The 22334-nt window shown below is 73.2% G+C and carries 26 protein-coding genes and 1 CRISPR repeat array; of the genes, 17 read left to right on the top strand and 9 right to left on the bottom strand.

Going from position 1 to position 22334, the window contains the following annotated elements; genetic code table 11:
* Positions 1-3 precede the first annotated feature (3 nt).
* The 8 genes from ACF1AK_RS33745 to ACF1AK_RS33710 all read right to left on the bottom strand — a co-directional run bounded on the left by ACF1AK_RS33745 (position 4) and on the right by ACF1AK_RS33710 (position 7875).
* Positions 4-348: a hypothetical protein gene (locus ACF1AK_RS33745; protein ID WP_391502643.1), complete on the bottom strand. Its 345-nt coding sequence runs from the start codon at positions 346-348 to the stop codon at positions 4-6.
* Between the two features lie 306 nt (positions 349-654).
* Positions 655-1963: direct repeats of the CRISPR family, unit length 29 nt; unit sequence GTCGGCCCCGCCCGTGCGGGGGTGGCCCC.
* Between the two features lie 142 nt (positions 1964-2105).
* Positions 2106-2249 carry a hypothetical protein gene (locus ACF1AK_RS33740; RefSeq protein WP_391502642.1) on the bottom strand — a complete coding sequence of 48 codons (144 nt, stop codon included), beginning with the start codon at positions 2247-2249 and terminating at the stop codon, positions 2106-2108.
* Positions 2250-2268: 19 nt separating this feature from the next.
* Complete coding sequence (locus ACF1AK_RS33735; protein WP_391502641.1) at positions 2269-2424, bottom strand: hypothetical protein; 156 nt, start codon at positions 2422-2424, stop codon at positions 2269-2271.
* A 105-nt stretch (positions 2425-2529) separates the two neighbouring features.
* Entirely contained in the window at positions 2530-3003 is a 474-nt protein-coding gene (locus ACF1AK_RS33730) for a hypothetical protein (protein WP_391502640.1), read from the bottom strand.
* A gap of 26 nt (positions 3004-3029) precedes the next feature.
* Entirely contained in the window at positions 3030-3938 is a 909-nt protein-coding gene (locus ACF1AK_RS33725) for a DciA family protein (RefSeq protein ID WP_391502639.1), read from the bottom strand.
* Positions 3935-5320 carry a hypothetical protein gene (locus ACF1AK_RS33720; RefSeq protein WP_391502638.1) on the bottom strand — a complete coding sequence of 462 codons (1386 nt, stop codon included), beginning with the start codon at positions 5318-5320 and terminating at the stop codon, positions 3935-3937. Before ACF1AK_RS33720 ends, ACF1AK_RS33725 begins: the two co-directional genes overlap by 4 nt.
* Before the next feature lie 1047 nt (positions 5321-6367).
* A complete protein-coding gene (locus ACF1AK_RS33715) occupies positions 6368-6802 on the bottom strand; it encodes a hypothetical protein (RefSeq protein WP_391502637.1) in 435 nt (144 codons plus the stop codon).
* A 314-nt stretch (positions 6803-7116) separates the two neighbouring features.
* The gene (locus ACF1AK_RS33710; RefSeq protein ID WP_391502636.1) at positions 7117-7875 is read right to left on the bottom strand and encodes a GntR family transcriptional regulator; all 759 of its coding nucleotides are present in this window, start codon (positions 7873-7875) and stop codon (positions 7117-7119) included.
* A 477-nt stretch (positions 7876-8352) separates the two neighbouring features.
* Between ACF1AK_RS33710 and ACF1AK_RS33705 the strand changes: the two genes are divergently transcribed.
* From ACF1AK_RS33705 to ACF1AK_RS33645, 13 genes are all read left to right on the top strand, one after another.
* Positions 8353-8943 (top strand): hypothetical protein, encoded by a 591-nt coding sequence (locus tag ACF1AK_RS33705; protein ID WP_391502635.1) that lies wholly within the window; start codon positions 8353-8355, stop codon positions 8941-8943.
* Between the two features lie 178 nt (positions 8944-9121).
* Positions 9122-9565, top strand: coding sequence for a hypothetical protein (locus ACF1AK_RS33700; protein WP_391502634.1), 444 nt, complete (start codon positions 9122-9124; stop codon positions 9563-9565).
* Positions 9566-9898: 333 nt separating this feature from the next.
* Positions 9899-10171 (top strand): hypothetical protein, encoded by a 273-nt coding sequence (locus ACF1AK_RS33695; RefSeq protein WP_391502633.1) that lies wholly within the window; start codon positions 9899-9901, stop codon positions 10169-10171.
* A gap of 78 nt (positions 10172-10249) precedes the next feature.
* Positions 10250-10501: a hypothetical protein gene (locus ACF1AK_RS33690; RefSeq protein ID WP_391502632.1), complete on the top strand. Its 252-nt coding sequence runs from the start codon at positions 10250-10252 to the stop codon at positions 10499-10501.
* A 143-nt stretch (positions 10502-10644) separates the two neighbouring features.
* Positions 10645-10875, top strand: coding sequence for a hypothetical protein (locus tag ACF1AK_RS33685; RefSeq protein ID WP_391502631.1), 231 nt, complete (start codon positions 10645-10647; stop codon positions 10873-10875).
* A 106-nt stretch (positions 10876-10981) separates the two neighbouring features.
* Positions 10982-11482 (top strand): hypothetical protein, encoded by a 501-nt coding sequence (locus ACF1AK_RS33680; RefSeq protein ID WP_391502630.1) that lies wholly within the window; start codon positions 10982-10984, stop codon positions 11480-11482.
* Between the two features lie 43 nt (positions 11483-11525).
* Positions 11526-13601 carry a hypothetical protein gene (locus ACF1AK_RS33675; protein ID WP_391502629.1) on the top strand — a complete coding sequence of 692 codons (2076 nt, stop codon included), beginning with the start codon at positions 11526-11528 and terminating at the stop codon, positions 13599-13601.
* 218 nt (positions 13602-13819) lie between these two features.
* The gene (locus ACF1AK_RS33670) at positions 13820-14335 is read left to right on the top strand and encodes a hypothetical protein (RefSeq protein ID WP_391502628.1); all 516 of its coding nucleotides are present in this window, start codon (positions 13820-13822) and stop codon (positions 14333-14335) included.
* A gap of 4 nt (positions 14336-14339) precedes the next feature.
* Entirely contained in the window at positions 14340-14522 is a 183-nt protein-coding gene (locus ACF1AK_RS33665; RefSeq protein ID WP_391502627.1) for a hypothetical protein, read from the top strand.
* Between the two features lie 144 nt (positions 14523-14666).
* The gene (locus tag ACF1AK_RS33660; RefSeq protein WP_391502626.1) at positions 14667-16883 is read left to right on the top strand and encodes a hypothetical protein; all 2217 of its coding nucleotides are present in this window, start codon (positions 14667-14669) and stop codon (positions 16881-16883) included.
* An 18-nt stretch (positions 16884-16901) separates the two neighbouring features.
* Positions 16902-17429, top strand: coding sequence for a hypothetical protein (locus ACF1AK_RS33655; protein ID WP_391502625.1), 528 nt, complete (start codon positions 16902-16904; stop codon positions 17427-17429).
* Between the two features lie 116 nt (positions 17430-17545).
* Positions 17546-18379, top strand: coding sequence for a hypothetical protein (locus ACF1AK_RS33650; RefSeq protein WP_391502624.1), 834 nt, complete (start codon positions 17546-17548; stop codon positions 18377-18379).
* Positions 18379-19797, top strand: coding sequence for a transfer protein (locus tag ACF1AK_RS33645; RefSeq protein ID WP_391502623.1), 1419 nt, complete (start codon positions 18379-18381; stop codon positions 19795-19797). The genes ACF1AK_RS33650 and ACF1AK_RS33645 overlap by 1 nt, the downstream gene beginning before the upstream one ends.
* Before the next feature lie 31 nt (positions 19798-19828).
* Here ACF1AK_RS33645 and ACF1AK_RS33640 read toward each other — a convergent pair whose 3' ends face one another.
* A complete protein-coding gene (locus ACF1AK_RS33640; protein WP_391502622.1) occupies positions 19829-20059 on the bottom strand; it encodes a hypothetical protein in 231 nt (76 codons plus the stop codon).
* A gap of 37 nt (positions 20060-20096) precedes the next feature.
* On the opposite strand from ACF1AK_RS33640, the gene ACF1AK_RS33635 reads away from it, so the two are divergent.
* The 4 genes from ACF1AK_RS33635 to ACF1AK_RS33620 all read left to right on the top strand — a co-directional run bounded on the left by ACF1AK_RS33635 (position 20097) and on the right by ACF1AK_RS33620 (position 22222).
* On the top strand, positions 20097-20291 hold the full coding sequence (locus ACF1AK_RS33635; RefSeq protein ID WP_391502621.1) for a hypothetical protein: 195 nt from the start codon (positions 20097-20099) through the stop codon (positions 20289-20291).
* Between the two features lie 28 nt (positions 20292-20319).
* Entirely contained in the window at positions 20320-20640 is a 321-nt protein-coding gene (locus ACF1AK_RS33630) for a hypothetical protein (protein WP_391502620.1), read from the top strand.
* A gap of 75 nt (positions 20641-20715) precedes the next feature.
* Complete coding sequence (locus ACF1AK_RS33625) at positions 20716-21453, top strand: hypothetical protein (protein ID WP_391502619.1); 738 nt, start codon at positions 20716-20718, stop codon at positions 21451-21453.
* A 136-nt stretch (positions 21454-21589) separates the two neighbouring features.
* Entirely contained in the window at positions 21590-22222 is a 633-nt protein-coding gene (locus tag ACF1AK_RS33620) for a hypothetical protein (RefSeq protein WP_391502618.1), read from the top strand.
* Positions 22223-22334 lie beyond the last annotated feature (112 nt).

The raw sequence follows: 22334 nt of genomic DNA, 5'->3' as shown, positions 1-22334 counted from the left end.
TTGTCAGCGGGCTTCGAGCTCTTCGGCCTCCTGCGTGAGTTCCGCCGCGATGTTGTCCCAGTCCGGGCCATGCAGCCACAGGTTCTGCGCGGCCTCCCGCAGAAGAGCGGGCTGGCCCGGCCATTGCAGCAGCACGAGCCGATAGGCAAGATTGCGAATCCGCACCGGGAGTTGACCGTCAACCACATGCGGGCAGAGCTCTCGCAGCATCGCGAGGATTGCATCCGCATCGGCGAAGGTCAGCTCTTCAATGAAGTAGTGCTCGTCGTGCTCTCGATCGCACGCCGGTGTCGGATGGTACTCATCTCCCCATAGACACCGGGCGTGCTCGGTCAGCGTACTGTGCATACGCCGAAGCCTACGACGTCATGATCCGCTGGACGGGGCCCTAGCTAGTCGGCCCCCGCCTGTGGCTCACGGCCGGCGAGGGTGAACCGGAGTAGCGTCCGCCCCGCCTGCGCAGGAGTGGCCCCGGGGCGGCCACCACTACCGCGCCAGCGAAGACGTCGGTCCCGCCCTCGCGGGGTACCCCCTCGTGTAGGGCGGGGCTGTCAGCGAGGATCGGCCCCGGCCGCGCAGAGACGTTTCCAGCGAGTGTGAATCGGACCGAATGAATCGGCGTACTCTGCCGTGAAGGACTGCAGGTCAGGAAGTGTCGGCCCCGCCCGTGCGGGGGTGGCCCCCCGTTCTCCAGGTGGAGGCGGCGGGTGAGGAGGTCGGCCCCGCCCGTGCGGGGGTGGCCCCCCGTCCTGCACGCCCAGGCCGCCACGCTTCCAGTCGGCCCCGCCCGTGCGGGGGTGGCCCCGTCGGTGTCCACCAGGTGGCCGTGCTCGCCGAGGTCGGCCCCGCCCGTGCGGGGGTGGCCCGCCGAACGCGACGCCTGCGAGGCCGGCTGGGCCGTCGGCCCCGCCCGTGCGGGGGTGGCCCCCCGAGGAGACCCCATGGACCCCGACCTCGACCGTCGGCCCCGCCCGTGCGGGGGTGGCCCCCGGGCGCTGGCTCCCGCGAGGGCGGCCAGCAGGTCGGCCCCGCCCGTGCGGGGGTGGCCCCAGCAGCATGGCCCCGCCCCTGGAGGCCCTCACGTCGGCCCCGCCCGTGCGGGGGTGGCCCCGCGCCGAAGGCCCGGTGCCCCTCCGGCCGTGGGTCGGCCCCGCCCGTGCGGGTGTGGCCCCTGAGAGCACCTGCCCCACCAAGAACTCCGCCCGTCGGCCCCGCCCGTGCGGGGGTGGCCCCGGCTCGACGTGCGTGAGCGTGCCGGCCCAGCAGTCGGCCCCGCCCGTGCGGGGGTGGCCCCACGGGGGTCCTCCCTGAGGAACGGGTGGGCGTGTCGGCCCCGCCCGTGCGGGGGTGGCCCCGCCGCGCACTACGCGATCGTCGGCCTCGTCGGATCGGCCCCGCCTGCGCGGGGGTGGCCCCTCAGCCTTGCGGATCACCACGACCCCGGTCTCATCGGCCCCGCCTGCGCGGGGATGGCCGCGGGGATGTACAGCACCGTCGATTTGCCGCGACGTCGGCCCCGCCTGCGCGGGGGTGGCCCCGTCCACACGGTCCCGACCCGGGCCCGCCGACGGTCGGCCCCGCCTGCGCGGGGGTGGCCCCCCGGACGTCGGTAGATCATGACCCGGTCACCTGTCGGTCCCGCCTGCGCGGGGGTGGCCCCGTGAAGCCGCTCCCGTAGGCCAAGCACGTCACGTCGGCCCCGTCTGCGCGGGGGTGACCGCCGTGCCTGGGCGTTCGGGTCGGGGCTCGGCGCGTCGGCCCCGCCTGCGCGGGGGTGGCCCCGCGAAGTACTTGGACTGGTCGACGACGAGCGTATCGGCCCCGCCTGCGCGGGGGTGGCCCCTGCGGGGTCCTGCACACCACCGAGGGCGCGTCATCGGCCCCGCCTGCGCGGGGGTGGCCCCTCGGCCGCCTGGGAGGGCGTCCGGCTGACCCCATCGGCCCCGCTCCGCCGGGCACCGGGATACCGAGCCGCGGCAACACCGCCAGGCGCTTGAGGAGCTTCTCGACCGTGTCCAGCTCGCTGGGCCACAGCCCGGCAAGGGCCTGGCTGGCGGCATCGGAGAGGAAGACGTGCAGCGGGGCCGGCCGCTCGGTCTGGTCGGTCACCGGTCGGCGCCGGCCGCGCGCAGCTGGGCGAAGACGTCGCCGGCCGCCGTCCAGCGCTGGCCGCCGATCGGCGCGGCCAGGGAGTTCATGGCCTGCTCGTCGGTGCGCAGGACGAGGCGGTGACGGTAGGTGGCGATCACCTCGGCGACGGCGGCGAGGTCACCCGATCGAGGAGGCGTCGAGGGCGGCGGCCAGGTCCTGCTCGAACTGGTCGCGGTCGCCGGGCAGGCCGTAGCGGGAGAGCGCGGTGCGCAGCTCGTGCAGTGTGCCCGGCCGGGCCGGGGTGGGGCTGTCGTGGTCGGACTGGGTGGTCACCTGGTCCTCCTCCTGGGTGGCGGCCGCCGGGTGGGCGTGCCGCAGATTCGACGTAGCGGTCGGGTGGTGGCCGCGGGCCGGGCGGCGAGGGGCGTCGCGGCCGGGTCAGAGTTCGGGGACACAGACCCGGCAGAGCTTGTAGCTCTTTCCGCCCTTCGGGCCGGTCCGTTCCTTCATCCAGGACAGGGCTTCTTCCCTGGTCATCGCCAGAAGGGCCGGATAGGGATAGTGGGTCGCAAAGTGATCGTCCCGGTCCAGCTCGGGCAGGTGGCTGTAGGTCTGGAGGCAGGACTCGTAGCGACTGCCCACCGGCCGGTGGTGCCCTGCGTCGGTCCCAGCACCGTACATCTCGTGGGCGTCGCTGGAGCACGGCGTGCGGTGGAGCGTGTGCCTGCCAGCAGCGAAGGGATACAGCCCCGGTTGCCCGTACCGGCGGTGGCACTCGTCAACGTCGTCGAAGAACCGGTCGAGCCCTTTGCGGCCCTGCATGCAGACGGGACAGCCCTCGCCAAGGCACTCCCGGCCCTCAATCGTTTCAACCACCGTTGATCCCCTCACAGCCAGGAGCAGAGCAGCCACTGATTGTTCCGTACCAGGCCAACTGGTCATGCGGTATCCAGGAGAGCCGCGGATGCCTCGTTCCTGGGTGTCATCGTCGGCGCGGTGCGCAGCGGGATTGCCCCGGCCCGGGTGGCGCGGGCGATGGTGAGTGCGGCACGGTGGGATTCGCGCAGGCGGCGGGCGTGGGTGTCGTGGGCGGTGGCTTCCTGGGCGGCCTGCTGGTCGACGGCCATCCGGTGGGCGGACTCGGGTTCGCGCAGCCAGCCGTAGTGCTCGCGCAGTAGCTGCTCGCGGCGGGCGAGCTCTTCTTCGCGGGCGGCTTCGCGGGCCTGGAGCTGCTGGCGCATCTGCTGGCGGAGTTCCTGGTAGGAGGTGCTGTCGGGGAGCAGGTTGGGCCGGGGCTCGGACGGTTCCTGGGCGGCGGGGCGGCGGGGGAGGTCCGGGGCGTCGAGTTCGGGCCAGCCGACGCGGACGTCGATGGCGCGGACGCTGCCGGGCGGCAGGTGCTGGTCAAGCTGCTGGAGGAGCCGGCGGGTGTCCAGGCGCAGCTTGGTGGCCCAGGCCGGGGAGTCGGCGACGACGCGCAGGGTGCGGGTGTCGGGGTCGAACCCGGCCGGGGCCCAGTGGAGGGCGTTCTCGGTGCCGACGATGGTCTTCCAGCGGTCGCGCAGGGTGCCGCGTCCGGTGCCGAGCTCCCATCCGCGAGCGCCGGCCATGGCCGGGATGATCGCGGCGAGGCCCGCGGGTTCGCGGGCGATGCGGCCCTGCCGGGAGATCTCCCCGGCAGTGGGCTGCTTGCCCTTGATGGTGGCGTTCCCGGCCGCGCGGGCGGCGCGGCGGGCGGCCCGCAGTGCGATCCGGGCCAGGTCGGCGCCGCTCGGCTGCGGCGCCTGGCCGTCCTGATCCTCGAGGTCGGGGGCCGGCTGGTCGATGGTGAGCATCTGGTCGGTCACCGGCCCCGACCTCCGAGCTGGACGGTCGGGCTGGCCGCCAGGTAGGCGAACCGGCCGACCAGGTCGGCACCGTAGCGGTCGATCGCGGCGTCGGGGTTCGCCTCCATCAGCGCGGCCGCGGCCTGCGGGTAGAAGCACGCCTCGCCGATGCTGGTCCCGGCGGTCTCCACCCGGGGCTCGGCCTCATGGTCCGGCATCAGGTCGAACAGGGCCGTGAGCTCCCGGAACTCGCGCAGCTCGGTGTTGGCCATCGGCTCGACCCGCGCGGCACTCTCCTGCCGGAGCTGCTCGTCCAGGACGCGCTGCTCGGCCTCCTGGCGCAGGGCGTGCGCGATCAGCGCGTGCGGCCGCTCCGGCCGCCAGACCAGACCGCCGATGCTCGGGTACTGAGCCGCGATCTCGCCAAGCCACGCCAGGGCCCGCGCCTCGGACCAGCCCCGTGCCGCGACGTCGTTCAGCACCCACCGCAGCTGGTCGTGCGAGGCCTTGCGGACCCACGGCAGCCGCCGGTAGGCGGCCTTCGCCAGCTTGTCCCCGGCAACCATCATCGCCGCGGTGACGACCTGGCCCAGCACCGTGCGGCGCCCCTGCCCGGCCGCCGGACGGGGCTTCGCCGCCCGCTTCTTCCTGGTGATCGAGTTCTCGACACGGGCCTCGCCCGTAGCTTTTGAATCACCCATCGAGGAAGAGCTGACCTCAGTGGTGATACCACCCCCCATTGGGGTGCAACGCGAGGTTCCCGACGACTGCTGGGCACGGGTCTGACGGACGGTGCGGCGGATGCGGCGGAGCTTCTTCGCGGCCTTGCGGCCGAGCTCCGCGATGACCGACCGCCCCTCCAGCGAGATCCCGGTCATCCGCCGCTCCACACCCTCGCCCGCAGTCCGGATGCCGAGCGCCTGGTCGTAGGAGAGCGGGATCAACCGCTCGTACTCCGACGCCAGGCTCTCCACCCGCTTCTGCCCCTCGGCCATCGGCAGCCGGGTGCCGATCGAGCGCCAGGCCAGCAGGCCGGTCACCCGCAGGATCCCCAGGTGGTACTGCACGGTCCGCTTGCTGGACTTGAGCGCGCGCATCAGGTAGCCGATGGTCGGCCGGCACGGCGTCAGCTGCGCCAGCACCTCGGCCAACTTGATGGTGGTCTCGCCGAACTTCGGGCCGTGGGTCGGCACGTAGAGGCCGGTGCCGTGCAGCCAGTGCACGGCCTGCATCCAGCTGTAGCCGTCCAGCGCGATCCGCCCAGCCGCCCCGGACAGCAGCTGGTGGTCCTGCGGCACCCACGCGACCTTCTTCGCCGCGACCGGCACGGCGACGTCGGCCGGTTCCTGGCGCTGTCCGGGAACCAGCCGGGCGGCCGGAACTACACCCGAAAGTCCGTCCATGGCACCCCCGACACCATCACCCGAACGTGTGATGTCAGTCACAGACATAGGTCTGGCGGCGGCGGCTTCCGACAACCGGTCCGTCAACCGGTCTGCCGCAAATGCCAAGGCAGGGGCGGGGGAGGCGAGATCTCCCCCCTCCCGGATCCCATCGTCCGAGCTCAAACCGGGGACACCACCCGCCGCGACGGGGACACGGCGGGACTGGAAAGGCCTGCTGACCTGCGCCAAAATGACAAAGCTCCCTACAGCTACATGGGGACGCAACGGCGCCCCCTCGGGGGTGTTGGTAGGAAGCACCCCCTGCGGGTGTGAAAGAAGCCCCCTCCGGGGGGTGCCGAACTGCCTCCTCTCCTACGAGTCGCGGTGGTGCGGTGCAGCCGAGGCCCTTGCCGGGGCCCCGACTGCGAGCGGCTCCTGGTGAGGGAGCCGGTTGGTGCGTCCCCTTTCGGGGGGTCGTGCTACGTGCGTCCCTTTCGGGGGTCGTGCTTGGTTCGTGCAGAACCGGTAGTGCCGCTGGTGGTCGGTCGGAAGCCGATCTCCAGCAAGCCCCGCTCAACGGTCGGAAGCCCGAGAGCGAGGTGGAGCAGAAGGCCGCTGGTCCGGGTGGAAAGTTCGGAGAGCGGCGGCGGAGCTTAGACCCTTGCCGGGGTCAGGCGCCGCAGACGAGGGCTAGGTCACGGGACACCCCCGCCTTGGGGGCCGCCGTGGCCGGCCATACACACGACGACGGCACCCCGCCGGAGTGAGACCCGGGAACTCCCGGTCGACTCCACGGCGGGGTGCCGCGCGTATGAGGGGGTGCCACTGCGGGTACCCTTCAACACGTCACCACCCGTTGCGTGGTCGACCGGGACGGACCGCCCCCGGCCAGGGGCGCCGACCCACTTGAACGCCGTCCGGACCTTCGGGTCCGGGCGGCGAAGTTCGTTTTGGATCACTGACGATGACAGCCTACTCCCGTGGACAACGCGCGAGTAGCGGTAGCGAACTCGTCGTGTCGATCAACGATCGGACAAGCTTGCCTCGACGTTCGCTGCCGATCCGTCATGCTGACACCGTTTCACCATAGGGCTGGAGGGCGTCCAGAACGGTCTGCGCCGTCCAATACCCGGCGGCGCCGGGGCGCGTGGCAAGGTACTTCGAAGAGCGCTCCAAGGTCCATCCGTGGGCCTCGGCGAGCCCGGTGGAGAAGTTGGCGAGATAGGCGACGGAAGGTGCGTTGAGTTCCGCGTCGGCCAGGCACCAAGGCGCCGTGAAGGTGAGCAAGGGGATACCGTCGACCTCTCCCGGACAGACCAGGGTCTCGTATCGGCCCGGGCCAAGCTGATCACGTCCGGAGGTAAGAGCCCGGGTCAGGTCGAGATCACCGTTGGGCTCTCGGTGCATCTCCTGAGCGGCGATGTCGGAGAACTGTTGCACGGTGACGAGGTAGGCCCGCACGGGCATCTCGTCAGTCTGGGCAGGGTCGTAGAAGCCCATGCCGCCAGTCCATACGCGTGACTCCCCCGCAAAGTAGAGCAGACCGGGTAGCAACGCGGGGATCTGCTGCTTCGGCAGCCGGCGATCACGGCAACCTGGGTAGGTCCGGGCTCCACCAGGCGGTCGGCCGCCAGCGATGTAGTACGACAGTCGGTTGGCATGCATGTTGGACCCGTACGCCGCGTACCAGACCAGGCCGTGGGAGTTCAGGCCGTTGGTCAAGGGCTCCGCCCGGCGAGCGTGGGGGACCTGTGGCTGGCGAACGCCACTTGCCTGGGTCGACCTCAGCTGTCGGCTTTCGTCTTTGGTGGTCATTAGACCTCCATCTCGTACACGATCAGGTGACGGTCACCAGGCGCGATAGTGACCATGACGCGAACCGGGGCCTCGACCCCGAACCCGATTCGGACATGTTGGAACACTGGGGTTCCCGTCGGGAGCTGGAGTAGATCGGTCTCCTCGGGGGTGGGCATCCGCGTGCTGATCTCGTCGCGGATGCGCACCTGGGGGTGGCCGATATGGCGCAGCACACCGCCAGGAACCGATACCTCTCTGTCCTCGTCCAGCAGGGTCCCTCGGGCGATTGTGCCCGGGAAGTAGCTGGTGGAGAGCTGGAACGGCTCGTCGTCAACCCATCGGACACGGGATCGCTTCACGACCTCGTCGCCGGTCGTGATCCGAAGCCGCTCTGCGATCTGCGGTTCAGCCGGCTCGACCGTCTTGGCTATCGTCTCGCGGGGCTCGCGGCCGGCGTCCTTGATGGCAGTTGCCCAGTCGTCCAACGAGTGGGAGTCACGGCGGCGGCCTCGCTCGAACTCGCTGAGGTTCCACGTGATGCGACGAACGGAACGCACGCGGCGCCGACCGCCCTGCTCACCGATGACGAGACCTTCCCCTTTAAGGATGTCGACGCCGGCAACTGCGGTTTTGGCCGAGACGTTGAACCGTCCCGCGAGTTCGCGACCAGTGGGAAGTGCCTGGCCGGGACGCAGCACGCCGGACCGGATCTGCTCGCGCAGGGCGTCGGCGACACCCCGGGCGGTTCCCCGTCTCGTCTGATCTGTCGCAGTCATGGGGCAAAAGGTACCTGATGCTGCGTGACTTTGGTACCTAACTCTCTCGACTTGGATGCGTGTCGGCCTGCTTGAGGGCCCTCTTTCCCGCCTAGCTGTTCTGTCTTTGGTGCCTATGCAACAGACTTGAGTACCAAAGAGCTTGACGGAGGGTCATGAACTGCGTACGGTCATGGATGTCGCCAAGACTTGGGTACCAAACTCCAGGTCTTTGGTGGTGAATGAGCAAGTCCGGCCTGACGAAGGCCGGAGAAAGACATGCGGTTGTCACCCGTCTTCGGGCGGTGGCGAGGTCCAGGGGTTGATGCTCTAGCTCCCCCAGCGCCGGGCGGCCGTACCTGATATCGAGCAACACCAGTTTGAGCAGCGTGCTGCGCTGCCTGTCCGCCAGGGCTCCCGCTATAGGGCCGGCCCTGGCGGGCGGAGAGAGCAGCAGCCTCTCCCCCTTTCCCCCTCGACCGTTCCGGGAGGATCCCGATGTCGACCCGTACCCGCTCCCGCCGCACCTACGGCCGCGAGCCCCTCCAGCTCAGCCAGCTCAACCCTGCCGACATCGACATGCTGCCCGGAGTGCAGATCTCCATCGTCTGCCGCGAGTGCCACAGCTGGCACCGCGTTGCCGGCAGGACCGACCTCAGGGTGGTCCAGCACGGACGCGGTGGCGGAGAACGGTGCCCCGGCAGCAACCGGCAGGTGCAGGCGGACCTCACCCCCGAGGGGTGGCTGGTCCGGCGTCGACGCCAGCAGCAGGACGCGCTGCGGGCCGAGACCCGCCGCCCGACCACCGTGCTGAAGAAGGTCCCGACCCCGAAGCCGCCGGCCATCCTCCACATCGCGCAGCCCCGCCCGGCCGTACCGGCGCCGACCGTCGCGGAGCGCACCCAGCAGTGGTCCAACGTCATTGAGGCCGTCGAGGAGACCGACGCCCGACGGGCCGAGCCGCTGGAGGGCGCGCGCGGCCCCATCGTCCCGCTGGCCTTGCCGGCCGGGGCCCGGCCGATCGGGCAGAGGACCACCGCAGACGAGGTTCTCGCAGCGAGTCCGTTGCGCAAGCGCGACGTTGCCTGACCTGCCGAAACCTGAACGAACGACCACGGCCCGGCGCCCCCCCCCCCCCCCGGGGCGGGGGCGGGGCCGGGGGGGGGCGGGCAGCCCCCCCCCCCACCTTTAGGGCCCCCGGCGCGCCCCCCCGGGGGCGGCGCCGGTCGCGCGCCAACCCACCAGAGCAGACGAGAGGAACACGACCGTGACGACCATTCTGGCATTCCCCGTCGACACCACCCCGGTCACCGCCAGCACCCTCGACGACCTGTACACCCGCTACTCCTGCCGCCTCCTCGCCGCCGCGACCGAACGGCTCGCCGCGCTCGGCCCGGCCGGCGCCGACCTGGACGAGGACGCCACCCAGGACGTGTGGCTCCACGTCGCCGAGCACGGCCTGCCCGACCACCTCCGCGGCCTGGACGCGCTCCTCGCGATCCTCGACCGGATGGTCGCCCGGATCCGCGACCGCCGCAGCGACCTCCCCGCCGGCATCGCCCACCCCGCCCGCCGGGTCGCCGCCCCGGTCGACCTCGACGCCCTGGCCGACACCATCGACGTGACCCGGGCCCCGGCCCGCCCCCTGAACCCCGCCACGAGCAGCTGCGCGTTCGACGGGCTCCTGCGCACGCTCCCCCTGGCGGGCTGACCCATGGCTGACACGCTCCTCGAGCTCCTCATCGCCAAGGCCGCCGCGAAGGCGGCCGCCCAGGCCGCGAAGGCCGCGGCAGCCGCGCTCAAGAAGGCCACCCCGGGAGGCGGCAAGTGATCATCGACCCCGCGCTATGCCGGTCTTTCATCGGCGGCGGCACCCCCGTCCCCACCCCGACCCCCACCCCCGCCCCGCCCGCCCCCGCCTCCGGAGGTGCCCGATGAGCAGCCCCGAGGACCAGGCCTGGAGCCAGCGGCAGATGGACGAGCTGCTGCGGCGGGCCCGCGAGATGCACCAGCGGGCCGAGGCGGAGAAGGCGAGGGCCGGGAAGTGAACGGTGCCCCGATCCGCGACGTCCACTCGGTGTTGGCCGGCGACCTCGAGTTCGCCGCCGTCAACGCCGACGCCGGAGCAGCCGCCAGCCGGACCGTCGCCGCCGACCCGGCCGCCCCGCGCGCAGCGCGGTCGGCGGCGCGGGCCGCCGCCGTGCTCCTCGCTGACGAGGCCGCCGGCCTGCGCGCCGACGCCACCGCGATCCGGGAGGGCGCGGAGCCCGCGTCGCTCGGCTACGCGGTGGCCGAGGCCCCGGCCGCCGGGCAGTAGCCCCTCCCCCTGATCGACCCACCCCCGTTTGCGCCGCCGGCTTGTCCGGCGGCGCCCCACCCGGAAGGGCAGTTCGTGATGACGACCGAGGAGTACGCCGCCTGGCAGGCCGGGCTGGAGCAGATGAACCGCGACTACGAGGAGGCCGACCAGGCCGAGTACGTGGCCTGGATGGACGAGCTGGACGCCCGCGACGTCGCGCGCTGGGCCGACCCGCTCCTGGAGCAGCCGGCCACCGACGGCGCGCTCCTGGAGCAGCGGCACGTCCTGGACGAGGCCGCCCACCCGGACCAGGTCGCGGCGCTGCGGCGCCTGGCCGTCCAGGCCTGACCGCCGCGCCGGTTGCTGTCGTTCGCCGCCGCGCCCCGCCCCCGCACCAGGGGCGGGTCGCGGCGGTGTTCGTCGGTGCCCGACGACCGAGCGCCGGATCACGGCCGGGACCGTCCCGGCCCCCACCGAGGAGGCATAGACCCATGGCGCAGCAGGAGACCAGCAACACTGTGAGCGGTTCGAGGACGAGCGGGCCGGTCGTGCAGATCGGGACCGCGTCCGGTCCGATCAACATCGGGCCGGGCCCGCAGTACAACGACCTGCGGGTCGGCGGCGTGCACGTCCACGGCGACGGCGGCGGCTACGTCGAGTACGGCACCAGCACCGTCATCGACGGCCGGCCGGTCAGCAGCATCCCGCTCGACCTGCTCTGACCACCACCCGCCTGCCCTGCAGACCGCCGCGCCCCGCCCCCGGACACCGGGCGGCGGGGCGTGGCGTCGCTGTCCGACGCCCACTCCGCCCCTCAGGGAGGACTCCGTGTTCCGTTTGATCCGCACCAGCACCTGGACCGCGACCCGGCGCCGCCTGGACGCCACCGAGTACGAGCTGGCCGCGGCGAACCTGCTCCTCGCCGTGCAGGACGCCGGCTGGACGCCGCCGGAGCCGCCGGCCGACGGCGACCTGGCCGCCGTCCTGCGCCATGTCGATGGCGGTGTTCGTGAGGAGGCCGAGGTCCGCGCGGCCGACCATGCCGAGCAGCACCTCGACCCGACTAACTCGCTGGGCCTGGCCATGGCCGAGCGGTGGACCAGCTACCCGGACGGCACGGCCGTCCACTACCTCGGTGGCGGCTGGTGGCTGCACCACCACCCCGGCCACGCCGCGTTCTACACCCGCCGCTCCGCCCGCGATGGTGGTGAGGCGCGGACCGTCCTGGTGCACAGCGGCACCCGCCACCCCGAGGAGGTCCGCAGCCTGGCCGGCCTGCTGCAGATGCTCGGCGCCTTCTACATCGACTACCTCGGCCGCCCGTCCTGACCCGCGCTTCCCCGCACACCCCTATATAGAGGAGGAGCCCGCTGTGGCTGCCCGCACCCGCACTCCCGCCCGCCGCCCGGCGCCGACCAAGCCCACCACGACCAAGCCGGCCCCGACGGACACCGTCCCGGCCCCCCGTGAACCGGCCGCCGACCAGGCCGCCGTCGACGCGCTGCTGGAAAGCGCCCGCACCGAGGCTGACCAGCTGCGCACCGCCGCGCGGGCCGACGCGGACCAGTTGCTCGCCGACGCCCGCCAGCGGTTGGCCGATGCCGAGGAGCACGCCGAGCAGGTCCGGGCCGAGGCTGGCACCGTGCTGGCCCGGGCCGAGGAGCAGGCGAGGTCGGCGGCCGCCGACCTCGACGGCCGGTTGGCGGCCGCCCGCGAGGAGCTGGCCGAGGCGATTGAGCAGCGCACCGCCGCCGAGCAGCGCGTCGCCCGGCTCAAGGTGCTGACCGAGCAGCAGATCGCGGCCGCCGAGGATACCGTCGCCCGCGCCCGCGCCATCGCCGACGGCGACCTCGCCGCCGCCGAGCAGACGGTGGCCCGGCGCCGGGCGGCCGCCGAGAAGCTCGGCGCCGAGGCCGAAGCCGAGTACGACCGGATCCTGGCAGCCGGCCGCGACCGGGCGCAGCAGATCCTCGCCGAGGCCGAGCAGGTGCGGGCGCAGGCGGAGGAGGAGGCGCGGGTCACGGCGGAGCAGGCCGAGCACCTGGTCGCCGAGGCCAAGCAGCGCGCCGAGCACCTGGTCGCCGTCGCCGAGGCTGATGCGACCGAGCGCCGGGAGAGCGCTGCCCGGATGCGCGAGGAGGCGGAGACGGAGGCCGCCGAGCTGCGCGAGCAGGCCCGGGGCGAGGTCGACGATGCGAAGGAGATGGCGGCGCGGCTGCTCGAGGACGCCCGCGGTCGCGCCGACGAACTGACCTCCGAGGCCGAGGCGCAGGCGCAGGAGCGGCGGGCGCAGGCGGACCAGGTGGTGGACGCCGCCCGGGCGCAGGCCGAGGAGGACGTGGCCGAGGTGATGGCCCGGGCGCAGGCCCGGGCCTCCGGTGTGGTCGCGAAGGCCGAAGCGGAGGCCGGCGAGCGCAGGGCGCAGGCCGAGTTCGAGGCTGGCTCCGTGGTGGCGCGGGCCGAGGATCGGGTGCGCGAGGTGCTGGCCGACGGGGCCCGCCGGCACGCCGAGGCGCAGCGGCGGCTGAAGGACTGCGAGGCGGAGGCCGCCGAGGCCGAGTCGCTGATCGCCAAACAGCGCAAGCGCGAGGACCTCACCGACCGGTGGGGTCCGAAGGTCGCGCTGGCGGCGGCGGTCGTGCTGACCGCGTCGGGGGAGTTCGCGCTCGCCAAGCTGGCCGGCTGGCCGGCGGGGGTGGCGTGGGCGCTGCCGCTGGCGATCGACGTGTACGTCGTCCAGGCGTTCCGCCGTCACAAGGACGTGCCCGGCGCGATCGTGCTGATGATCCTCGCGAACGCGGTCTATCACGTCGCGAACGCCGGCCTGTTCGGGGTGGTCAAGTCCGGCCCGCACAAGGGTGACGCTCTGTGGTGGCTGATCGTCGGCGTCGCCGCCATCGCGCCGTGGGTGATGTGGCGCCTGCACCGGATCACGGACACCTCGGACGGAGAACACGGCGGGAGCGGAGGCGGTGAAACCGCCCCGCCCGCTCCGGCCGGTGAGAACGCATCCGGCGCCGGGGCCGGTTTCACCGGCCCCGGCGTGGCGGTTTCACCGCTCTCACCGGCCGATCCGTTCGGCGCGCGAGAGCCGGGTGTCTACGAAACCGACCCCCGTGAAAGCGCGGGCGGTGAGAACGGCCGTTCGGTGAGGCTCGTTGAAAGCGGCCCGGCCTTCGGTGATAACGCCAGGCCGGAGCGTGAAAGTGACCGTGAAAGCGGCGGCGGCGCAGCGCTGGTCAAGCGCGGCGGTGAAAGCAGGAAGCGCCCCTCCACCGGGGACGCGGAGATCGAGGCTCAGGTCACCTCGCTGCTTGCTCTCATGATCCGCCGTGAGGGCGCCGACCGGGTTTCGCTCGACGAGGCGATGAGGGTCACCGGCAAGAGCCAGGCCACCGCCTGGCGGCGTCTTGAAACCGCCCGCGAGCGCTTCGGGCAGACCGGCTGAGAACCGGGACCGCTCCCCCGGCCGCCAGCGGTGCCGAGCACGCTTCCGGCCCGCAAGGCCGGTGACGGAGAGCAACACATCGTCGGTCTCTCCGGTGGCCACCAGGGCGAAGTCAGCGCCCTGGTGACCGCCGAAGGCGCCGACAGCGCCGAGCACCACCGTAGCGACCCGGACATCCGGCCGGAGCCCGGGTCGGCCAACTCCCCTGGAGGACCCCCATGAACCAGCACCACAAGAACGGATGGACGTCGGAGCACCTGCTCAGGCCGCAGGGGACCAACCTCTACGCCGCCCAGCAGCGCGAGCGGCTGCGGCAGATGGCCAACGAGGTCCAGGCGCTGCTGAGCGAGTACCGCTCGGCCCTGGAGAACATCCGCATCGACGGCGACAAGCCGCTGGAGGCGAAGGTCCGCGCATTCCGTGCGACCCGGCCGATGGCCGCGCTGGAAAAGCACCTGCGGGCCGCGGTGAACGAGGCCGGGAAGATCGACAGCGCCTACAACAGGCTTTATGTCGAACTCCCGGTCAAGCGCGAGAAGCGCGCGACCGCGAAGGCGCTCCAGAAGGCCCACAAGGCCGGGCTGAAGAACGCGCAGGGAATGCACGCGGTGAACACCGCGGCGAGCCTTCACGGAATCTCGTCCGGAATCTCCGCCGACCAGAACGGAAACGGCGGAGAGGACGGCCAGGAAAAGCCCGTGCCGACGTTCCTGGATTTCCTGAAGGAGGCGTGAACCCGTGCCGCTCACACCGGGCCAGGCCGCCCACTGGAATCGGCGTATCGCGGCGACGGCGACGAATGCCGACCGCGCGCAGGCGATGTGGGACCTGGCGCGTGCGATGGCCGGCCGGGACGAGGCGGCGTGGGCCGACCTGGTGCGGATGCTCACCGCGTGGACGCAGGCCCGCGCCGGCTCCTGACGGGCCGCGTGGCGGGGTGACTCTTCGCGCTCACCGAATCCGCCGCGATGCCGCCGGCCGGGGTCTCCACGTGCGCGCACAGTGCGCGCACGCGAGGGGCCCCGTTCCGGTGACTGACAGTGACGACCGATTGGAGGCGGCCGGATGGCCGACGACACCACGGGGACCGTGCTCGGCTTCCCCGGCCTGACCCTGCCCGGGGTCGTGGGCGAGGACGGCCCCGGCGACGGTCTGCCGACCCTGGCCCCGCTGACCACCGAGTTCGCCCCGCCCGCGTCCCTCTCGGTTCCCGAGGCGCCCGCGCTCGGCGGGAGCGGGGAAATTGCCGCCCACGGAATGGGGGCCGTTCCCGACGCCGGGTCCGGCTCGCTCTCCCAGCTGGCCCCGATGTCCGCCGTGCTGGCGGCCGGAATCACGGTCGCCGCCCTGCGCGGCGCCTACCACGCCGTCGGCTACCTGAAAGCCCGCGCGGAACACTTCAAGGCCGTGCGGGACCAGCAGAAAACGCCTGCCGGAAAAGCCGGGAGCGAACTCGAAAGGGCCCGCTCGGCCGCCCTGGCCGGCCAGCAGAGGGGCCGTATCCAGTCCGGCCCGGAATTCGGAAGAAACTCGCTCGGGTCGGGCCGGACTTCGTTCCCCAATTCGGGGCGGCCGAGTGGTCAGGTGCCCTCGACTTTCCGTTCCGCCGCGCAGGGCGGACCCGGCGGCACGCCGCCGAAGAAGCCCGGCACGGGACGTGGAGGCGGCCAGGACGGCCGCCCGGCCCCGGCCGGGACCACCAGGCCCCGGCAGGTTCAGGAGGCCCGTAGGAGGGCCCTGGAGGACTCCGGCCGCAGGGGCCGCCCGGCCGGCAATTCCGGGGACCGGAAAGGCCGTCAGAACAACGGCGGAAACGGCCCGGAGGACAGGAGGCCGGGGCCGGAGGGGAAGGATGCGGCCGATCGGCGCGGCACGCCGCGGCGGCAGCCGACCTCCCCGGACACGATCCGCGGCGCGGCCCGCCAGCGCGCCGCCGACCGGATCCTGAACGGCCGCAACAAAGACCAGCAGTCCGGCCCCAGCCGCAAGGCACCGGAGGGTGGGCCGGGCAAGCCCGGACGGACCCCGGCCGGGCCGGACACCGTCCGCGGCGCGGCCAGGCGCCGGGTCGCCGACCGGATCAGCACCGGCTCGTGGAAGCCGACCGGCGCCCACGGCAGTGGGGCCGCCCCGGACACCGTCCGAGGCGCGGTCCGCAAGCGGGCGGTCGACCGGATCCTGAACGGCAGGAAGCCCAAGGACGCAGCGACGGCGGACGGAGGCACGACGGACACGCCGAAGCCGCCACCGCCGGACACCGCCCTCGCCCTGCGGCCCGCGGCGGCGGGCGGCGGGAGCGGGACGGGCACGGCGGACACCGCCGCGGCCGGGGCCGGCACCCGCGCCAAGCGCAGGGCCCGGCGGGTGTTCACCCCGGGCGGGGCGACCGGCTCCAGGCCCTGGCGGCTGCGCAGGCCCGGCACCACCGCCCCGGGCAGCCCGGACAACGCCCGGATCCGAAAGGGCCGGCAGAAGGAACGGCGGGCCCGGCTGGCCCGCGAGCGTGCGCAACGCAAGGCCCACGCGCGCCGGGAACGGCAGGAACACCGGGCGCGACAGGCACGCGAGCGGGCACAACGCGCGAACGCACGCCGCTCGCAGCGGGCCAGCTGCAGCGACAACTACGGCACCGGCCATACCGCCGGGGCAAGCGCGGACGGGTCCGGCCCGCCGCCCGGCTGGGTCCACAGCGAGAGCATCAAGGTCCGCCGCGCGGACCAACCCGACCCCGACGCGCCCGCCCCGGCCATCGGCCGCGGCCAGGCCTCACTGCCGCGCGCCCCGTACAGCACCCCTCACACCCGGCCCGGCACCACCCGCCCGCTCCCGACGCCCCCGGTCCGATCCGCTCCTGGAGGACAACCCGTGACCACCCCCGCGCCCAGACCGGCGCACGGAACCCAGTACGCCGACTCCGAGCTGACGATCTACGACGTCATCGAGGCGGACGCCGACATGGCGGAGGAGATCCTCCAAGGGGCCGACGAGGCGCGCGCGTCGGCCGACGCCTGCGACCGGCTGCTCGCCCGCCTCTCGGACATCCACGCCCACGTCATCCGCCTCAAGGTGCCCGGCGTCCTGGAAGGCCTGATCGCCGCACTGATCGAGCTCGCCGAGAACGTCAAGGCGAGGGCGGACGCCGTCGCCCAGACGATCCCCGCCGCCGCCGAGGCCATCGCCCAGGCCGGCGAGAACGCAGCCCGCCGCGACCAGCCCTACGCCGACACCGTGCGCGACATGGGCCACGCCGCCCCCGCCGAACGCGAATACCACGGAAAGTAGAAAGTAAGGAGAGGGCCGATGTCCGACACCGACCTCGAGCCGGTCACGCGCACCACCCCGGCCGCCACCCACGAAACCCCTGCCGACCCGCCGGAGAACGCCGCGGTGGAACCCGCCGCCGACGCGGAGGCCCCGTCCACCCACGAGACCCCCGCCGACGTCGGCGAGGTCCTGTACGACGCCGTCCAGTACGCCGTGATCGTCACCCAGCTCGCCATCGCGGCGGTCCGCCTGGGCTGGCTGTCCGAGCAGGTCACCGGCACCTACCAGTACGTCGAGAACTGCGCGAGGTCCGTGCAGCGCCTCGCCGACCAGGCCGCCGGGATGAACGTCGACCGCGACACCATCGCCGAGCACCGCGACGCCGCCACGGTCATGCTCTCCGTCCTCGACGAAGCCGAGGCCCTGGCCGCCGCCACCAAAGACTTGGCCACCGCCTTCCAGGCCACCGCCGACGCGCACGAGGCCGACTACGGCCCGGTCGACGAAGCGGCCGCCAACAAGGAAGGCGAGATGGCCGCCCGCGAGTTCTACGCCAACCGCTGACCCACCCCCGAAGGGGCGGCGGTCGTCGCCCCCTCGGGGCCGACGACCGGCCGCCCCTTCGCACCCCCGCCCCGCATCCCCGCCGCCCGGCGGCACCCGCGAAGGAGCACCTCCCGATGATGTCCCTCGGCCCGCTGCGCGGGCGCATCGCCGTCGCCCGCGGCTACGCCGGCCGCACCGCTACCCTCGCCACCACGGCGGGACTCGCGGCCGGCGCCCTCACCACCAGCCCCCTCCCCTATGCCGTCACCCTCGTCGGCACCGGCGCTGCCACCGCATGGGGGCTGATGTGGTCCGCGACCCTCCCGAGCGGCCGCATCCGCGACGCCGCCACCGCCCTCTACCTCGTGGCGCCCGCCAGCGCCGCCGCACTGCTCGTCACCGAGCGCCTGGTCCACGGCCTGCACTGGTGGGAACTCGCGCTGGACGGCGCCTGGACCCTGACCGTCTGGAAGCTGCGCCCGGCCCGCACGGCCCGAGTCCTGACCGGCCGCGAGCGCTCCCTCACCCCCCAGGCCGTCCAGCAGGCCCAGGAACAGCAGGCCGCCTCCCTGCTCCCGGCCGGCTCCACCCACCCGATGTCGACCTGGTGGGCGCAGCGGGTCTCCGTCGAGGGCGGTGTCGCCCCCGGCACCGTGCTGACCGACGTCGAGCGCACCGGCGGGAAGGCGATGACGGCACTGATCCGTGCCGCGGTCCCGGGCACACCGGTCCCGACCATCTCCATCACCGCGCTGTCGGCGCTCCTGGACTGGGACGAGGAGGAGATCAGCGTCGAGAAGGTGCCTGGCCGCGGCGCTGGAGTGCGGCGCCTGAGGGTGGGCACCGCCGAGCAGGCCGTCCTCGACCCGTACGCGCACTGGGTGAAGAACATCGCGCCGAAGGGCATGCCCGGCACGGTCATCACCGGCATCCGGGTCATCGACACCGACACGAAGGAACTGCACTGATGGGGCTCGTCTACGAGCTGACCGTCCAGGCCCCGCCCGGCGACGTCATCGGCTACGACATGGCCCGCCTCGCCGACGCCATGGACATCAAGGACCCCGCCCGCCTTGCCGTCGAGACGAGGGGCAGCAAGGGCCTGGTCACCATCTACCCTGAAGACCCCCTCGCCGACGTCATGCTGCCCGACCCCGAGTACCTGGCCATGGACTCCACCGGCCGGATCTGGGTCGGCCTGCACCACAACGGACGCCGCACCAAGGTGCGCCTGTACGACCCGAGGGCCGGCTCGGCGCAGCGCATGCTGCTGTTCGGGACCACCGGCGCCGGCAAGTCCACCGGCGGACAGATCATCCTCGCCGGGATGAAGCGCTCCGGGGTCGGCGTGTTCTACGCCGACCTCAAGGGCGGCCAGTCCGCCCCGGAGGCGCGCGGCAACTGCGACTGGTGCGTCTACACGCAGGAAGGCTCCATCGCGCAGCTGCGGACCTTCTGGAACGTCATGAAGGCCCGCGAGATCAGGTACGCAGCGGCGGGTCGATCGAAGTTTCTGATGGACCGCCCGGACCCGCTGATGTACATGGTCGTGGACGAGGCGAACCGGCTGCTGGAGAAGGGCGCCCCCTACCGGGACGAGGCCACCTTCTACATCAAGGACATCGGCCGCACCGGCCGCTCCCTCGGGATGGGCATCGCGCTGTTCGCCCAGGCAGGCCACCTCGAGGAACTCGGCGGCTCCGACACCCTGCGCTCCATGCTCAAGGAGGGCGAGGTCATCCTCCTGCGCTGGACATCGAACCTGATGCGCCAGCTGGTCTCCGACGGCCTGCTGCCCGCCGGGCAGAAGCTCGCCCAGATCCCCAAGTACGCGGGCGCCGTCGAGCTCGTCTCCCAGTTCGACGATACCGAGGCGGACGAGGACCGACCCGGCACCCAGGGCAGCGGCTACCACCTCTCCGGCCTGCACCCCACCGCCCGCATGCGCTTCTTCAGAGTCGGCTCGCCCATACCGACCGAGGGCCTGGACCCGGAGATCCTCGCCCTGTACGGCGACGGCCCGCACGCCACGCTCGAGAAGGAGTCCTGGGAGCCGGCGGGCGAGGCCTATGTCGAGAAGCTGGACGGCATGGAGGCCTACCAGGCCGCGTGCCCGGAGAAGTTCGAGGAATCGGAAGCCGGCGGCCGGGGCCGGGGCGGCGGCGGGATGGTGCGCAGCACACCGGTCCCCGCCATCCCCGTCTCCGCCCCCGGGCCGCGGACCGCCTCCCGTCTCAACCTCGGCGACCGCGTGCTGGCGGTCCTGGAGAGCACCGACGGCGAGGACCTGGACGACCTGGAGGTCCTCGCCGCTGTCAACGCCGACGGCGGCCGCAAGGTCAGCCTCGGCGGCGTCCGCAACGCTCTCACCGGCCTACGCGGCTGACCCACAGCAGTACCGGCGGGCACGACGGCGTTCAGTCCTCACAGAAGTTCTCCGCGTCGCAGTCCCAGCAGAACCACGACTCCGGCACCTCCACGACATCACAGCAGTCGCAGCCCTCGCCGTACACACGGTTGTTCGCACCGCAGTTCCAACAGTTGTAGTGCACGTGCGCCATCGCCACCACCTCGTCTCCCGGCCCCGCACCGAGCGGCGCCGGACGCAGCCCGAACCTGACGTGCCGCCAGGCCAGGACAGCAAACACCAGCTCCGGTCTGCCAACGACCCGCCAGGAGCCAACCGTGGCCGTCACCGTCTCCCTCGCCGTCCTCTTCGGCATCATCACCGTCGTCCTCTACCGGGGCCGCGCGGTCGGCTTCTGGCCCGCTCTGACCCTCGTGCTGTTCGGCTTCACCCTCGCCAGCACCGGCCTGGGCCCGACCATCAACCAGCTCCTCACCAACCTGGTCACCGCCCTCAGCAACGCCGTCTCCTGACCAGCCACGCTCCCGGAAGGACCCCGTCGTGAACACCCCACCCGGCCCGGTCGACCTGCTTCTCGCCGAGGCGGCCCGCGACCCGCGAGTACGGCTCCGCCCGCCCACCACCATCGAAGAGGCGCTCACCGCCCTGCGCGCGGCGATGGAACTGCGCCACCGCAGGGCGCTGCCCGCCAAGCCCCGGCGCCCAGGGCTGCCGCCCGGCCCGCCCCGTCGGGTCGTCTTCGTCGCCGACGAGGCCGCGTACCTGGCCGGGCAGACCCGCACCGGCAAGCAGTCCCCCGAAGCGGCCCGCCTGCTCCGCGAGATCCTCGCCGCCGGCCGCACCACCCGCCTCCCCGACTGACCACCCGCCACCCCGACCGTGCCCGCCGCCCCGCACCGAAGCGGCGGGCACGCCCGTCTCCCGAAGGGAACAGCCATGACCTCCGCCACCGCCGCCCAGCGCTACGCCGACCTGACCCGCGACCACCAGGAGCGGGCCCGGCTCGCCGACCCGGCGCCCCGCCCGCCGGCCGACCAACTCCTCGACCCCGCGACCGGCACCATCGCCATCGGCCGCTACGCCGACGGCACCGTGGCCCTCGCGCGGCTGTGGAACACCGACGGCGCCGCACACTGCCAGATCGCCGCCGAGACCGGCGCCGGCTCCAGCACGCTGATCGACCACCTCCTGGCCGCCGAGCACGCCAGCGACCTCACCCGCTCCTGGGCCGCCCGCGGCTACGGCATCCGCGACGGTCTGACCGAGCGCACCGCCACCACCCGCGGCGAGACCCTCGACCTGCTGCGCGACGCGGCCTCCCTGATGCACGAGCGCCTCGCCGACCCCCACGACGCCTCCGGCCCATACGTGCCGACCCCCGAGCGCCCGCTGATCTCCATCACCCTCGGCCACGGGTCCTACTCGGCCGCCGGCTCCTCGCAGGCCGCGCGCCTCGTGATCGAGATCGCCACGGCCGGCCGCCCGGCCGGGCTCGCCCTGCGCGTCGAGGGCAAGGGCTCGCTGCCGTGCTCGATCCCCCTGCCGCAGACCGTCGACCACGCCCAGGTGATCGTCCTCGGCTCCCGGTCCATGCCGGGCCGGGGCCTGACCGTCGAGAACCGCACCGTCTCCGGGGGCCCGACCTTCCGCACCTGGGCCCCCACCGAGCAGTAGCCCGCCCGCTCCCGGCCTCTCCGGGGGCCGCCGGACCCGCCCGCCACCCGGCGGCGCGGGGGCCGGAGGCCCCAGAAGGCGCCCGGCGCCCCCCGATCCGAACAGACCCTCTCCCCGCCATCCCTTGGAGCACTCTGTGGACAGCATCTACACCGGCCCCGCCACTGCCGCCGACACGGCGGTCGACCTCAACGCCTACCTCCTCCAGGACGGCTTCGTCCCGGCCTCCCTCGACGGCCAGGTCGTCGCCGTCCCGCTCCAGCTCTCCCCCGCCACCCCGGCCCTGATCCCGGCCCTGGTCGACGGCAAGGTCATCGCCGTCCCCGTGCACAACCCGCTTGCCACCGCAGCCGCGGCCACCGCCCGGCAGCAGCCCGACCCGGCCCCGGCGCGGCCGGCCGCCGACCCGGGCCTGCCGCTCGCCCTGCGCCAAGGCCTCCGGTACGGGGCGGGCGGCCTGCTCGCCGCCGGCGCCGTCACGTGGATGGTCGGCGCCGGGATCGGCGAGGTCGCCCCGCACGCCGACCAGATCGGAAAGATCCTCATGTGGGCGACGATCACCATCGCCACCGTGGCGATCGGCGTCGCCGCCCTCCTCGGCAAGCTCCGCGCCATCACCTCCGGTTCGGCGTCCGGGACGCCGACGACCGCCGACGACGGCTCCACCGCGGCCGGCACCGTGCTCGCGATGTTCCACCGGCACACCGAGGTCACCATCGGCAAGCAGTCCGCCGGGTGGAAGGGCACGGTCAACAACGACGTCCGCTGACCGGCCGCCCGGTCTCGCTCCCGGCCGCACACCGCCCGCCCCGCCGAACCCCGGCCGGGCGGGCGCGGCGCGTCCGGGGGCGTTGCCGGCCGACCTCACCTCCTCCACCAAG

The organism is Kitasatospora sp. NPDC015120, assembly GCF_043080305.1.
GTDB lineage: Bacteria > Actinomycetota > Actinomycetes > Streptomycetales > Streptomycetaceae > Kitasatospora.
This window is presented reverse-complemented; position numbering and strand designations above follow the sequence as displayed.

What these genes read in the sequence shown, in the direction of transcription:
- ACF1AK_RS33745 (WP_391502643.1), bottom strand. Translation starts at nt 348, where the DNA reads ATGCACAGTACGCTGACCGAGCACGCCCGGTGTCTATGGGGAGATGAG.
- ACF1AK_RS33720 (WP_391502638.1), bottom strand. Translation starts at nt 5,320, where the DNA reads ATGGACGGACTTTCGGGTGTAGTTCCGGCCGCCCGGCTGGTTCCCGGA.
- ACF1AK_RS33715 (WP_391502637.1), bottom strand. Translation starts at nt 6,802, where the DNA reads ATGGGCTTCTACGACCCTGCCCAGACTGACGAGATGCCCGTGCGGGCC.
- ACF1AK_RS33710 (WP_391502636.1), bottom strand. Translation starts at nt 7,875, where the DNA reads ATGACTGCGACAGATCAGACGAGACGGGGAACCGCCCGGGGTGTCGCC.
- ACF1AK_RS33705 (WP_391502635.1), top strand. Translation starts at nt 8,353, where the DNA reads ATGTCGACCCGTACCCGCTCCCGCCGCACCTACGGCCGCGAGCCCCTC.
- ACF1AK_RS33690 (WP_391502632.1), top strand. Translation starts at nt 10,250, where the DNA reads ATGACGACCGAGGAGTACGCCGCCTGGCAGGCCGGGCTGGAGCAGATG.
- ACF1AK_RS33685 (WP_391502631.1), top strand. Translation starts at nt 10,645, where the DNA reads ATGGCGCAGCAGGAGACCAGCAACACTGTGAGCGGTTCGAGGACGAGC.
- ACF1AK_RS33670 (WP_391502628.1), top strand. Translation starts at nt 13,820, where the DNA reads ATGAACCAGCACCACAAGAACGGATGGACGTCGGAGCACCTGCTCAGG.
- ACF1AK_RS33660 (WP_391502626.1), top strand. Translation starts at nt 14,667, where the DNA reads ATGGCCGACGACACCACGGGGACCGTGCTCGGCTTCCCCGGCCTGACC.
- ACF1AK_RS33655 (WP_391502625.1), top strand. Translation starts at nt 16,902, where the DNA reads ATGTCCGACACCGACCTCGAGCCGGTCACGCGCACCACCCCGGCCGCC.
- ACF1AK_RS33650 (WP_391502624.1), top strand. Translation starts at nt 17,546, where the DNA reads ATGATGTCCCTCGGCCCGCTGCGCGGGCGCATCGCCGTCGCCCGCGGC.
- ACF1AK_RS33645 (WP_391502623.1), top strand. Translation starts at nt 18,379, where the DNA reads ATGGGGCTCGTCTACGAGCTGACCGTCCAGGCCCCGCCCGGCGACGTC.
- ACF1AK_RS33625 (WP_391502619.1), top strand. Translation starts at nt 20,716, where the DNA reads ATGACCTCCGCCACCGCCGCCCAGCGCTACGCCGACCTGACCCGCGAC.